Source organism: Providencia sp. 2023EL-00965 (assembly GCF_033550225.1).
Classification (GTDB): Bacteria; Pseudomonadota; Gammaproteobacteria; order Enterobacterales; family Enterobacteriaceae; genus Providencia; species Providencia manganoxydans.
In genome coordinates, this window is the sequence record NZ_JAWUEH010000001.1 from 141,661 (window position 1) to 154,569 (window position 12,909).

General features: G+C 39.0%; 11 protein-coding genes. 4 read left to right on the plus strand and 7 right to left on the minus strand.

Annotated elements, in window-relative coordinates:
* Nucleotides 1-6 precede the first annotated feature (6 nt).
* The 5 genes from speG to purM form a co-directional block, all read right to left on the minus strand.
* Complete coding sequence (gene speG / locus SC428_RS00640; RefSeq protein WP_070928376.1) at nucleotides 7-594, minus strand: spermidine N1-acetyltransferase; 588 nt, start codon at nucleotides 592-594, stop codon at nucleotides 7-9.
* Nucleotides 595-1,207: 613 nt separating this feature from the next.
* Entirely contained in the window at nucleotides 1,208-2,326 is a 1,119-nt protein-coding gene (locus SC428_RS00645) for a glycoside hydrolase family 18 protein (protein ID WP_318705493.1), read from the minus strand.
* Nucleotides 2,327-2,656: 330 nt separating this feature from the next.
* Nucleotides 2,657-4,582 (minus strand): WG repeat-containing protein, encoded by a 1,926-nt coding sequence (locus SC428_RS00650; protein ID WP_318705495.1) that lies wholly within the window; start codon nucleotides 4,580-4,582, stop codon nucleotides 2,657-2,659.
* A 362-nt stretch (nucleotides 4,583-4,944) separates the two neighbouring features.
* Nucleotides 4,945-5,580, minus strand: a complete 636-nt coding sequence (purN, locus tag SC428_RS00655) for a phosphoribosylglycinamide formyltransferase (protein ID WP_070928365.1) — start codon at nucleotides 5,578-5,580, stop codon at nucleotides 4,945-4,947.
* On the minus strand, nucleotides 5,580-6,620 hold the full coding sequence (gene purM, locus SC428_RS00660; protein WP_140179338.1) for a phosphoribosylformylglycinamidine cyclo-ligase: 1,041 nt from the start codon (nucleotides 6,618-6,620) through the stop codon (nucleotides 5,580-5,582). Before purM ends, purN begins: the two co-directional genes overlap by 1 nt.
* Nucleotides 6,621-6,853: 233 nt before the next feature.
* Between purM and upp the strand changes: the two genes are divergently transcribed.
* From upp to hda, 3 genes are all read left to right on the plus strand, one after another.
* The gene (upp, locus tag SC428_RS00665; protein WP_070928363.1) at nucleotides 6,854-7,480 is read left to right on the plus strand and encodes a uracil phosphoribosyltransferase; all 627 of its coding nucleotides are present in this window, start codon (nucleotides 6,854-6,856) and stop codon (nucleotides 7,478-7,480) included.
* A gap of 128 nt (nucleotides 7,481-7,608) precedes the next feature.
* Entirely contained in the window at nucleotides 7,609-8,907 is a 1,299-nt protein-coding gene (uraA, locus tag SC428_RS00670; protein ID WP_272580063.1) for a uracil permease, read from the plus strand.
* A 116-nt stretch (nucleotides 8,908-9,023) separates the two neighbouring features.
* A complete protein-coding gene (gene hda, locus SC428_RS00675) occupies nucleotides 9,024-9,731 on the plus strand; it encodes a DnaA inactivator Hda (protein ID WP_318705785.1) in 708 nt (235 codons plus the stop codon).
* 60 nt (nucleotides 9,732-9,791) lie between these two features.
* Here hda and arsC read toward each other — a convergent pair whose 3' ends face one another.
* Both arsC and SC428_RS00685 read right to left on the minus strand, forming a co-directional pair.
* On the minus strand, nucleotides 9,792-10,148 hold the full coding sequence (gene arsC, locus SC428_RS00680; protein WP_070928360.1) for an arsenate reductase (glutaredoxin): 357 nt from the start codon (nucleotides 10,146-10,148) through the stop codon (nucleotides 9,792-9,794).
* Between the two features lie 12 nt (nucleotides 10,149-10,160).
* Entirely contained in the window at nucleotides 10,161-11,624 is a 1,464-nt protein-coding gene (locus SC428_RS00685; protein WP_070928358.1) for a tetratricopeptide repeat protein, read from the minus strand.
* A gap of 139 nt (nucleotides 11,625-11,763) precedes the next feature.
* Between SC428_RS00685 and SC428_RS00690 the strand changes: the two genes are divergently transcribed.
* Complete coding sequence (locus tag SC428_RS00690) at nucleotides 11,764-12,837, plus strand: AI-2E family transporter (protein ID WP_070928356.1); 1,074 nt, start codon at nucleotides 11,764-11,766, stop codon at nucleotides 12,835-12,837.
* Nucleotides 12,838-12,909: the final 72 nt, after the last annotated feature.

The following is a 12,909-nucleotide window of genomic DNA, read 5'->3' on the forward strand; positions in this document are numbered from 1 at the left end:
CTTTAACTAAACTTGCTGCTTGATCGTGGCATGTGGGCTAACAACACTCTCTGGATTTTCTGACAGCGCTTTGCTGGCAAAATATTGGTGTTGAAAAACACACATACGGATAGCAGTATGGTAGCGGCCATTGACGAAAAATTCGTCGATCAGTTCGCCTTCCGTGTGAAAGCCTAGTTTATTATAAATATGGATCGCTTTGATATTTTCTTTATCTACAATTAGATAAAGTTTATATAAATTAAGCACGGAGAATGCATAATCCATCGCCAGCTTAGCTGCACGAGTTGCATAACCATGGCCTTGATGGCGGGGGGCAATGATAATTTGGAATTCAGAACGACGGTGAACATAATCAATTTCAACCAACTCCACTAGCCCGACTTTTTCACTATCATTTTCGACAATAAAACGCCGTTCAGATTGGTCGTGAATATGCTTATCGTAAAGATCACTCAACTCAACAAAGGCCTCATAAGGCTCTTCAAACCAGTAGCGCATTACACTGGCGTTATTATCAAGCTGATGGATAAAAGCTAAATCTTCACGTTCAAGTGGGCGCAACCTAAACGGATGAACTTGCCCGGTCGTCATAGAACACCTCAATGTTAGTTATATACTCGTCATATTTTAAGTTGCAGCCTTGTTGACTAAGTTCATTTGTCGTCTAGCTGCACCTAGAATTATTCAGAGTAAGTACACGTTTATTATGGCAGAGCCTGAAGATAAATAAACGCAGTGAATTTAATTCCTATCTTTATAGGTAAGATAAGGATACCACTTATTTACGATAAAATAATGACACAACGCAGAGAGTGACGCCAAGTGGTGAAGATTAATCCATTTTGTGGCAAACAGGCAGGATAAGAACCGAGTATAAGGCGTCATTTATCATAACTAAAATTGTCATGATACGATTGTTTTATAAACAATATTGAGCAATAAAAAATACGGGAGGCAAACACAGGGTATCAATGTTATCGCTGTTAAAACGGATGTTGAATATTTTAATTGAACGATATCTATTGTGTTTGCCAACCCGAATGTATAAATAGGATTATTGGTTTGCTCATAAATGATACAGGGGTCTATGACGATACCAAACATTCCTTATCATTATTGATACCTTTTTTATCGCGAGAAAAGGTAATTAATTTCTATTAATTATATATTGAACGGCTTTATCGTTTTGAAAGTCGATAACCAGTTAATTAGCGCCCTTAGCGGCGGTGATCATCGCGTTAATATAATCAACCTGAGCCGCAAACGTCATACCTTGGTTATTTGACCCCAAAGTCCAAACGAAAAACCCACCATAATTATTGCTCGCTTGCCATTTAGCGCGAGCGATATTATTTGCCTGAGTTTCAACAAAACTTCCCGTTGGCCCCCACTGACTATTTATGGTGGTTCCGAGTATAACTTTCGATGGGTCTGCGACAGCTTGTGCGTAATTGCTCATAGCGACATCATATTTAAAATTCTGACCCGCGTCGTAAGCCATAACGTTAAAAAAGTCGAACGTATTTTTTCCAGCACTTAGGATCGGTAATACTTCACCATGATGGCTTGAGCTAGCAGTTTCCACATAGGAACACCCTTGAGTTACCGTCGCATCTGCACATTCAACAGGATCGGCACCTACATGATAGGTGGTTAAACTTAATAATTTTGTGCTTGACGCACTTCCTAGCTTTTGACGTACCAGTTGAGCGAGTGCTAATAAATTCGCATTTTCATCTGCTGTTAAACGTGCGGCTTTTTCAAAGTCAAAATCGATTCCATCTAATTGGACACTCCCGATTTTTTGATATTGACCATTATTTTTTTTGTATACAGGAAACGTTTGATTTAGGAGATTTACCAAACCAGTAGCAACCAATTCACGACTTGCTGCGGTGTTAATTTTCTCCCAAATACCTTCATAGGTTTGTCCACCAAAGGCAACCATCACTTTTTTATTTGGATTGTCAAATTTGAATTGTGTCCACGTTAAATAAGATGAGCTGATCCAATAGCTATCAAAACTTGGCGTGGTCATACCGTCAGAGACCTGAATATTTCCTTGTGCATCCCATTGCCCAAAAGATAATATCAAGGTATCAACATTAGAACGTGCTATTTCTACCTCTGCCAGTGATGGGATCCCCCAAGAGGTTAGATAGCTAATGGCTCTTTGGGTGGCTTGAGCGCTAAAAACAGGTTGCATTAATGTTGAACAACTTATTATAAGAGCAATCGTTAATTTTTTCATGGCATCACCTTTGGCTTGAACATTCAAATAATTGTTTGCTGCTAATTTCGTTAGCTTATACCAGCGTTGCATGTACTCTCATCAGCATCATTTTTGATGATAAGCAATTTAACCTAGGTAATTACTTAATTTTTTCATGGCAGCGTCATATTAAATTTAATATGTGATTGATAATGAGCTTGCAGAAGATAATGAGCTGAAATAAATTAAATGGTGACTATTTATTACTATTTTTTCTAGCATTGATAATTGATGATTATTCATTAAAATAAAAATAATTAAGAGTATCTTTTATCATTTCCTTTGAAATCGATATTTGATTGAAATAATTGCCATACTGAGCTACAAAAAAGCTCAGCTGGCTGCACTATTAACCGGTTGAATACTTAATATTCTCTTCAGCTATTCATTATTACCGTATTTTTCAGTTTTTACAGCGTTCTCTTTAAGTAACTCCTCCATAGTGTAATCTTTACCATCAATATGATATGACACGAGGCCATTTGTTGATGAAAGTGAATTATGGCTACTGTATTTAAACGGAATGATGATGTCACCTTGTTTATTAATCACACCCCAGTGATTATCTTTTTTTACTAGGGCATAGCCGTTATCAAAATTACGCGCATTTTCATAATGTAACGGGATTACTTCATAACCTGTAGCATCAATAAAGCCATGCAGTTTATTACGTTCAACGTGGGTCATATCATCGCTGAATTCTTCTACTTTATCGTAGCCAAACAGTGTTAGAAAAATATCACCTTCAGAATTAAGAAAATAAAATTTTTTATCGAATGTATCCATTTTATCTTCAATAAAAAAACTAGGACCAAAAAGAATGGTATTATTACCACCATTCTTTATTTTATACTCTGCTGCTGGGAGGAGCTGTGTACCTTTATCATTAATGATATGATACCCCTGTTTATCTTTATAATAGAAAAAACTTGATTGTTCGTCAGGAAAATCAAGTATATTGATTATCAAATTTTCCCCAGAGAATAAGATAGGTTTTTCATTTTCAGTATTAAATAATAGAATTTCATTGTCTTTAGCGATAACAAATGCATCGTCAGATAGACTAAAAACACTATTCATTTCTGTTACTCGATTTGCTTTTTTATTTTTTACATCTAACTGATGTAACTGGTAATGAGAGACTTCATATTCATCACCGTCATCATTCGTTCTAGTTTCTATCGTTTTGGTAAAAAAGTAATTTGTGTTCAGGATATAAGGTTTAGCATTCCCATTGTTTAAAATTTCGTTACCATTCTGGTCAATAATATAAAATATTTCTGTTTTTGGATCTTTAACTACGGGGTATGACTTAAGATATTTCGGTGTAATAACAATGTTACGTTTTTCTTTTTCTGTACTTTTTACTTCATAAATGGTTACAGTCGCTGGTGTACCATGGAACAAACAAGCCACTCGATATGTCATAGGTGCGTCTGTTTCTTGTTCAAAACGCTCGTAATATGCAGCAACTCGATATATTAATTCATCTTTATTTTTATTATGGCTTTCTGATGCTTTTACTATACCATCTATATAACGTTTGATTTTATTAGTGAGACCTACACTACCTTTTACACAGGCAGATGCTGATAAAATATTTCCATTTTTATCAGCAATATCTTCTTCTGCTATATTTAGATCACCATCTAAAGTGTAACTCAGAAAGTTTTTATCTTTTTTAGCCAGCTTCAGAGTGAAGTTTGGTTGTGAAATTTTTGGGGTATCAGTTGAAAGATGATATGTACCGAGCTCAGTAATATAGCTATATGTCACTTCTGCTGTTATATTTTTGACGGTCTTATTATTATCAAGACGTAATGCTTTTGTTTGTTTTCCATCTCTAATTTCTTCACTACCATCCATATAAGTGATTTTTTTTATGTTTATTACTGGTTGCTGATTTGATGGCATTTCATCTACAATTAGATTAATAAATGAAGAGTTGTAAAATAAGTCCTGATTGAATGATAGCGAGTTTATCATATTCTCAAAAGCCTGCTGGTACTCTGCTGGACTCAGAATACTATAATTTTTTTTATAATATTCTTCTGATTGTAAGATTTGAGTTCTCTCACTATATAAATCATCAGCCCTCCCCATATTAGAAAATAAATCAAAGCTGTTTTTATCTTTTCTGATCTTTTCAATTGACTCTTCCAAATTAAGGCCATCTAATTCTGATGTTATATAATTTAATGACTCTTGAGAGGGTTCAGGTAACTGTTCTTCATATAATAACGACCAGAATACTCCACCTACGATGACAAGTAATATACCAAGGCTCGTGACAACCTTCTTTTTCATCAAAACTATCCTTATATGCTTATATTATGGTAATAGCTCATACCAGTAACAACTTATTAAAAAGTATCATAAAAATAGCTAGCTAAATAACTGTATTTTCTAGTACTGAACATTTTTATGATACAAATATAACATCCTAGGTATTATAACCTTGGGTTATCTGTCCCGAAATCCCCGCTGCATGATTGACAGTGATAGTGAGCACCATTCTAGATAGTATGCATTTTAATACGAATAAACTATTTATTGAAAAATAGATGAATTAGAGGGAGTTCAAATAACTAAATTTGATAAACAGCCCAACAAAAAGGGCAGAAATTATCTGCCCTTAATAAAATAGATTTTAAATAATTTATTAATGTTTAGTCATTAACATAACCATGCATCGGCAAGCATCTACCATCTAAATAAGCGTGGTTATCAGCCATTACTAGGCGCTCATCAACAAACCATTGTACAACCATTGGATAGATATTGTGCTCTTGTGCTTTAACGCGTTCGATAACATCTTCTTCCGTATCATTGGCAAAAATAGGTACTTTCGCTTGCAAAATAACCGGCCCGCCATCCAGCTCTTCGGTAACAAAATGTACCGAAGTTCCATGTTCACTATCGCCGTTTTCCATTGCTTTACGGTGGGTATGTAACCCCGGGTATTTAGGCAATAGAGAAGGGTGGATATTGAGCATTTTACCTGAGTAGTGTTTGACTAGGTCGGCAGTTAAAATACGCATGAAACCCGCTAACACGACTAAATCAGGGTGGTAGTTATCGATCATTGCCATGAGAGCTGCGTCATATTGTTCGCGATCAGCAAATTCTTTTGCACTCAATGATAGCGCTGGGATCTTGGCTTGTTGTGCACGAACCAACCCGTAGGCATCGGGTTGGTTGCTGATCACGGCGACAATTTGCGCCTGAAGACCATTGGCTGTTGCATCAATCAGTGACTGTAAATTACTGCCACTGCCTGATATAAGGACAACAATTTTCTTCATTAGCGGATAACAACCTGCTCTTCACCATTAGGTTGCTCAGCAATAACACCGATTTGCCATGCTTTTTCGCCTAATTGGTTCAGTAGGGTTAATGCCGCTTCAACTTCGCTTTGTGGCAGGGCGATGATAATACCAACACCACAGTTAAAAGTACGGTACATTTCATGACGGCTGACGCTACCTGCGGTTTGCAGCCAGTCAAATACTGCTGGCCACTGCCAGCTACTTTCATCAATTTGTGCTTGAGTATTTTCTGGTAATACGCGAGGAATATTTTCCCAAAAACCACCACCTGTAATATGGGCAATAGCATGAATATCACATTTCTCAATCAGCTCTAGCACATTTTTGACATAAATACGTGTTGGAGCCAATAGATGGTCAGCTAATGATTTCCCTTCAAGCTGAGTGGCTTCTGGGTTGGTTTTACTGACTTCAAGGATTTTACGAACCAGTGAATAGCCGTTTGAATGTGGGCCGCTAGACGCTAATGCGATCAGGGCATCTCCTGCGCTGACTTTGCTACCATCAATGATCTCAGATCGTTCAACGACACCAACGCAAAAGCCTGCAACATCATAGTCTTCACCGTGATACATACCCGGCATTTCTGCGGTTTCACCGCCAACTAATGCACACCCTGATTGTTTACAACCTTCAGCAATACCGGTGATCACGCTTGCAGCGGTATCAACATCCAGTTTGCCTGTTGCGTAATAGTCTAAGAAAAACAGAGGTTCAGCACCTTGGACGATTAGGTCATTGACGCACATAGCCACTAAGTCGATACCAATAGAGTCGTGACGTTTTAAATCCATTGCAAGGCGTAGTTTGGTTCCTACACCGTCAGTACCGGAAACTAGAACGGGTTCACGGTATTTTTGTGGTAGGGAACATAGTGCACCAAACCCCCCCAGTCCTCCCATAACTTCTGGTCGGCGAGTCTCTTTGACCACACCTTTAATACGTTCAACCAATGCGTTACCTGCATCAATGTCAACACCGGCATCTTTATAGCTGAGAGAGGTTTTATCAGTCACTACGGCCCCCAAGGCAATTGTGTTGTAGAAAAATAAACTGCAATGCGGATTATTCTAACAGGCTAAGCAAACGTTTGCGATAGCTTTATTCAGGAATTAGGTCTAACATAAAAATGAGCTATTTCTGATTGTTTTGACATCAATCAAACTGAACCTAGTGGCATCTCGGGTAAAAAGAGTTATAATCCCGCGATTTTTTTGTGCGCTGGCGTCTAAAATAGTAGGAGAATTCCATGAAGATCGTTGAGGTAAAACACCCTCTCGTTAAACATAAACTCGGCCTGATGCGAGATCATGATATAAGCACTAAGCGCTTTCGTGAACTGGCCTCAGAGGTTGGTAGCCTACTGACTTATGAAGCAACTGCTGACCTAGAAACTGAGAAAGTGACGATAGAAGGTTGGTGTGGTCCTGTAGAAATAGAGCAAATTAAAGGGAAAAAAATCACCGTCGTTCCTATTCTGCGTGCTGGTATTGGCATGATGAATGGTGTTCTGGAAAGCGTTCCAAGTGCGCGTATTAGCGTAGTGGGTGTTTACCGTGATGAAGAAACGTTTAAACCCGTTTCTTATTTCCAAAAATTAGTTTCAAATATTGATGAGCGTATGGCGCTGGTTGTTGACCCTATGTTGGCAACAGGGGGCTCTATGATCGCAACCATCGATCTGCTAAAAAACGCAGGTTGTAAATCAATCAAAGTATTAGTTTTGGTTGCTGCTCCTGAAGGTATTGCTGCATTAGAAGCGGCTCACCCAGATGTTGAATTATATACCGCGTCTATTGATGAATATTTAAATGAAAACGGGTATATCGTTCCAGGGCTAGGTGATGCTGGCGATAAGATATTTGGTACTAAATAAATAATTAGCCGACTTTAGAAGTCGGCTTTTTTTTAATAAAAAAACACTATACTTTAACGAATTCAAGATGCAGATAACCAATAACTCTGCGTCTAGAAGGGTGACGAGTATAAAGGGGATGAAAAGAAATGACACGCCGTGCGATCAGCGTTGAAGAAAGACCACCGTTGCTACAAACTATACCGTTAAGTTTTCAACATTTATTCGCCATGTTTGGTGCAACCGTTATTGTACCGATATTATTTGGGGTTAACCCAGCCACAATTTTATTGTTTAACGGTATTGGTACGCTGCTTTATTTATTTATCTGTAAAGGAAAAATTCCTGCATATTTAGGATCCAGTTTCGCCTTTATTTCTCCAGTAATGATATTACTGCCACTCGGCTATGAATTGGCTCTTGGCGGTTTTATTATTTGCGGGGTATTATTTTGTTTGGTGGCTCTGATTGTTAAAGTTGCAGGAAGAGGGTGGATTAACGTTATGTTTCCCCCTGCTGCAATGGGGGCGATCGTCGCGGTGATTGGTCTCGAATTGGCACAAACTGCGGCTAGCATGGCCGGTTTATTACCAAAAGAAGGAGCGCCGGTTGATACAAACACGTTAATTATTTCGATCACCACGCTTTCAATCACGATTTTATGTGCAGTAGTATTTCGGGGTTTTCTGTCGATTATTCCTATTTTAATCGGTTTTTTAGCAGGTTATGCCTTATCTTATTTTATGGGGATCGTCGATTTTACCCCTGTTATTGAAGCGCCATGGTTTGCTGTTCCAACCTTTTATACCCCACGTTTTGAATGGTTTGCTATTTTAACTATCTTGCCTGCGGCGTTAGTCGTGATTGCAGAGCATGTTGGCCACTTAGTTGTGACTGCAAATATCGTTGAACGTGATTTGATGAAAAACCCAGGCTTACACCGTTCAATGTTTGCGAATGGTTTTTCTACCGTCATTTCAGGTTTCTTCGGCTCAACACCAAATACGACTTATGGCGAAAATATTGGGGTTATGGCAATAACTAAAGTTTACAGTACTTGGGTAATTGGTGGTGCGGCTATCATTGCTATTCTCCTATCCTGTGTAGGTAAACTAGCCGCAGCGATTCAATTAGTGCCAACCCCCGTGATGGGTGGGGTATCGCTATTACTTTATGGCGTAATTGGTGCATCGGGTATTCGTGTATTAATCGACTCTAAAGTTGACTATAACAAGCCTCAAAATTTGATTTTGACCTCAGTGATTTTGATCATTGGTGTTAGTGGCGCTGTGATTAGTATTGGTCAGGCAGAACTAAAAGGTATGGCATTAGCAACGATTGTTGGTATCGCGATGGCTTTATTATTCCGCTTTATTACTTTTATTCGTCCTGAAAAACAGTTTGTGACTTCAGATCTCGAAGAAGTCGATACGCATTCGAAGAAATAAAAGTGCGAAACAGTTGCCGATGTGATGAAAGCATCGGCAATCAGATTTCTTGCTGTTCATCTATCTTTGCAATTTATGGTAAACTTATCAGCGTTAATTGTTTTGTACAGCCAGAGGTGCTTCTGAACACACCATCGCAGCTTTCACTACCACTATATCTACCGGATGATGAAACGTTTGCCAGTTTTTATGCAGGGGAAAACGAAGCGTTGCTCTCTGCGATTAGGCTCGCTATTCATCAGCCACACGGTAGTTATATTTATTATTGGTCTCGTGAGGGGGGCGGTAAAAGTCACCTATTGCATGCGGCTTGTGCTGAGCTATCCGAGCAGGATATCGCAGTTGGTTACGTTCCACTCGATAAGCGAGCCTACTTTGTCCCTGAAGTGCTTGATGGCATGGAACATTTATCATTAGTGTGCATTGATAACATTCAGTGTATTGCCGGTGATCCTGAATGGGAAATGGCGATTTTTAACCTATATAATCGTATTTTAGAAATTGGCAGAACCTGTTTATTAATAACCGGTGATCGACCACCAAGACAAATTGACCTCTCGCTGCCTGATCTCGCATCTCGGCTCGATTGGGGGCAAATTTATAAATTACATCCATTGAGTGATGAAGACAAAATTTGTGCGCTGCAATTGCGCGCGCGAATACGTGGTTTTGAATTACCTGAAGATGTGTGCCGGTTTGTTTTAAAACGCTTAGATAGAAAAATGGGGACGTTGTTTGATATTTTAAATCGACTGGATCACGCATCAATTGTTGCGCAACGTAAACTGACTATTCCCTTCGTAAAAGATATTCTTCAGTTATAGAACAATTAGAATGAATAAATAGTCCACCTCACTCCATAATTAAAGTGAGGTGGTGGGATATTATAATATGTCTAATACTTGTTCTGGTGGACGTCCTAGTTTGGCTTTTTTGCCGTTTACCACGATAGGGCGTTCAATTAACTTAGGATTTTCATGCATGGCATGCAAAAGTTGTTCTTGCGTTAAAGACTCATCCTTTAGATTGAGTTCTTTATACAGATCTTCTTTGGTGCGCATTAATTGGCGCGCATCAGTGAAACCTAATGATTTTAAGAGCTGTTTCAAGTCAGCGATGCTTGGTGGTGTTTTTAGGTATTCAACAATCGTGGGTGTGATCCCTTTAGATTCTAATAGCGCCAGAGTTTCGCGGCTCTTAGAACAACGAGGGTTATGATAGATTTTGATCGTGTTCGTCATCGTTATGATCCCTTACGGTTTAGCTTTACTGTCTCTTAATTGTAATTTTCTTAATTCATCGATACGTGCATCATAGCGTTGTTGTTCATAGCTACCTAAGCGACTCTTTCTGCTAGCCTCGGTAAGATAATTAACGGCATTATCATAGTTACCCCGTAACGCCATACCTTCGGCATAGGCGGCAAGCTCTTCTGTACGCTTACCTTGTTTAGCCGATGCTTCGGCTAATAAATCCCAACCATTAGGATCATCGGGGTAATTAAAGGTATACCTATTTAGCAATGAAGTTGCTTCAGCAAGCTGCTTATTGTTGATTAAAGCATTTGCTAAATTGATTTGTAGCACTGGATTATTTGGCGATTTTTTCAATGCATTTTGTAAGCGAGTAACGGCTTGGCCTGCACGACGCTGTTCAATATCCAAATCTGTCATGCTATCGATAAACCATGGATTATCAGGTTGTTTTTCTAGCAAGCTACTGACAATTTTAGTGGCTTCAGCATACTTTTTATCTTGAGATAATTTCAAAGCACGCCCATATTCTGCTGCCATACGCTCTTGGGCGGTGCCCTTACTATAATTTTCTATGATCTGATCTAAAGCATATTGTTGGCCTGAAGTATACATAGATAAAATGCGTACACGAGCTAACATAAAATCTTCGGAAGAAGGCACCTTTAATTTGGGATACTGATTGGAACGGTTACGTGCATCTGCCAAACGGCTGTCAGGCAATGGGTGAGTTAGCAAAATTTCAGGGGGTTTTGACATATAACGAGTTTGATCTGACATCACTTGCATAAAGTCAGCCATTGCGTGAGGGTCAAAACCAGAGCGTCTGAGAGTCTGCAAACCGATACGATCAGCCTCTTGTTCATTCGCTTGGGTGAAACTGATCATGCCTTGTTGCATACCAGCAAAAGTACCCGTTAAAGCGGCAAATCCTGCTTGAGGGTTTGCCATTACCAATAATAATGAACCAATCGTGCCAGCAATCGCTAATGGCGTTGTGCTTTTTTGGTCTTCCATCATACGTGCTAGATGACGCTGGGTAACGTGTGAGATTTCATGCGCCATAACTGACGCTAATTGGCTTTCGTTTTGGCTATAACGAAACAGTGCCGAATGCAGTACTACATTACCGCCAAAGTAGGCATAGGCGTTAATATTAGGGTTATTCACCAAATAGAACTTGAAGGGGGTTTTAACCGAATCGGCATTCTTAACCAACCGCATACCCAGTTTATTAATGTACTGGTTAAGAAGAGGGTCATAAATCAAGGGTGTACTGGCGCGAATTTGTCGGGTGATAGCATCACCCATAATAATTTCCTGATTGATGCTTAATGTCCCACCAGCAGTTGTGCCGATGTCGGGGAGAGTATCTTCAACTGCACTGAAGGCGGGTAATACAGCGCCGTTGACACACGCAGCTATCAATAAAACCATAAGTGGATTTTTCAGTTTTTTATTCATGAAACAATGGCATCCCGTACAACGATGAATTTTGAGATCAATCTATGATAGCAAATGCTACCGTAATGTCTGTTAATTGGTATAATTTTCGCTAATTTAGGAACTGTCTTTAATGCATCAATTTCCAAGGAGCTAACTAATGCTGGAAATGTTATTACAATGGTATCGGCGCCGTTTTGCTGACCCACAGGCTGTTGCACTATTCACACTGTTGATTGTCGGCTTTGCGATCCTATTTTTTTTCAGCAGCATTTTAGCTCCTTTATTAGTGGCATTAGCACTTGCTTATATACTTGAATGGCCAACGCATTTTCTTGAACGATTAGGCTGCTCACGTGTCGTGGCTGTTAGTATTATTTTGACCTTGTTTGCTGGAATTAGTGCCATGGTTATTTTAATTATTGCACCAACGGCATGGCAACAAGGAATAAATCTTGTTGGCGATTTACCGAATATGGTCAATCGGTTTAACGAGTTTGCTCAAACATTACCAGAGCGTTACCCTGCATTAGTTGATGCCGGTATCATTGATATGATGGCTGATAACTTACGGAGTCGCTTATCAGGAATGGCTGAATCAGTGGTTAAAATGTCAGTTGCTTCCTTGATAGGGGTATTTACCTTGGCAATTTATGTTGTTTTAGTACCATTAATGATGTTTTTCTTAATGAAAGATAAACAAAAAATCATTAATAGTGTACAAAAAGTGCTACCAAGAAATCGTTTGTTGGTCGGTAAAGTCTGGGTTGAAATGAACCAACAAATTACTAACTATTTACGTGGTAAAGCCACTGAAATGGTGATTGTCGGTGTTTGTACTTATGCAGGTTTTGCCTATTTTGATTTACGTTACTCGGTGTTATTGTCTGTGCTGGTGGGGGTATCCGTTTTGATCCCTTATATTGGCGCGGTGGTTGTGACGATCCCTGTTGTGCTTGTGGCTTTATTTCAATGGGGCATAGGAAGTGATTTTTGGTCTCTGATTGTGGTTTATCTTATTATTCAGGGCTTAGACAGTAACTTAATTGTGCCGTTATTATTCTCTGAAGCAGTAAACTTGCATCCATTGGTGATTATTTTATCTGTAGTCATTTTTGGTGGATTATGGGGCTTTTGGGGCGTGTTTTTTGCTATCCCCCTCGCAACGCTGATTAAAGCCGTGATCAATGCGTGGCCAGAAGAAACATTAGAGAGCCAAACAAAACAAGAATAATAGGTTAACCAATAAGATAAAGCGGGAAATAAACTTCCCGCTTTGTACGTTATTTTAGATGAGGAAAGTTTC

What these genes read in the sequence shown, in the direction of transcription:
- SC428_RS00685 (WP_070928358.1), bottom strand. Translation starts at nt 11,624, where the DNA reads ATGAATAAAAAACTGAAAAATCCACTTATGGTTTTATTGATAGCTGCG.
- speG (WP_070928376.1), bottom strand. Translation starts at nt 594, where the DNA reads ATGACGACCGGGCAAGTTCATCCGTTTAGGTTGCGCCCACTTGAACGT.
- arsC (WP_070928360.1), bottom strand. Translation starts at nt 10,148, where the DNA reads ATGACGAACACGATCAAAATCTATCATAACCCTCGTTGTTCTAAGAGC.
- SC428_RS00645 (WP_318705493.1), bottom strand. Translation starts at nt 2,326, where the DNA reads ATGCAACGCTGGTATAAGCTAACGAAATTAGCAGCAAACAATTATTTG.
- SC428_RS00690 (WP_070928356.1), top strand. Translation starts at nt 11,764, where the DNA reads ATGCTGGAAATGTTATTACAATGGTATCGGCGCCGTTTTGCTGACCCA.
- upp (WP_070928363.1), top strand. Translation starts at nt 6,854, where the DNA reads ATGAAGATCGTTGAGGTAAAACACCCTCTCGTTAAACATAAACTCGGC.
- uraA (WP_272580063.1), top strand. Translation starts at nt 7,609, where the DNA reads ATGACACGCCGTGCGATCAGCGTTGAAGAAAGACCACCGTTGCTACAA.
- purN (WP_070928365.1), bottom strand. Translation starts at nt 5,580, where the DNA reads ATGAAGAAAATTGTTGTCCTTATATCAGGCAGTGGCAGTAATTTACAG.
- SC428_RS00650 (WP_318705495.1), bottom strand. Translation starts at nt 4,582, where the DNA reads ATGAAAAAGAAGGTTGTCACGAGCCTTGGTATATTACTTGTCATCGTA.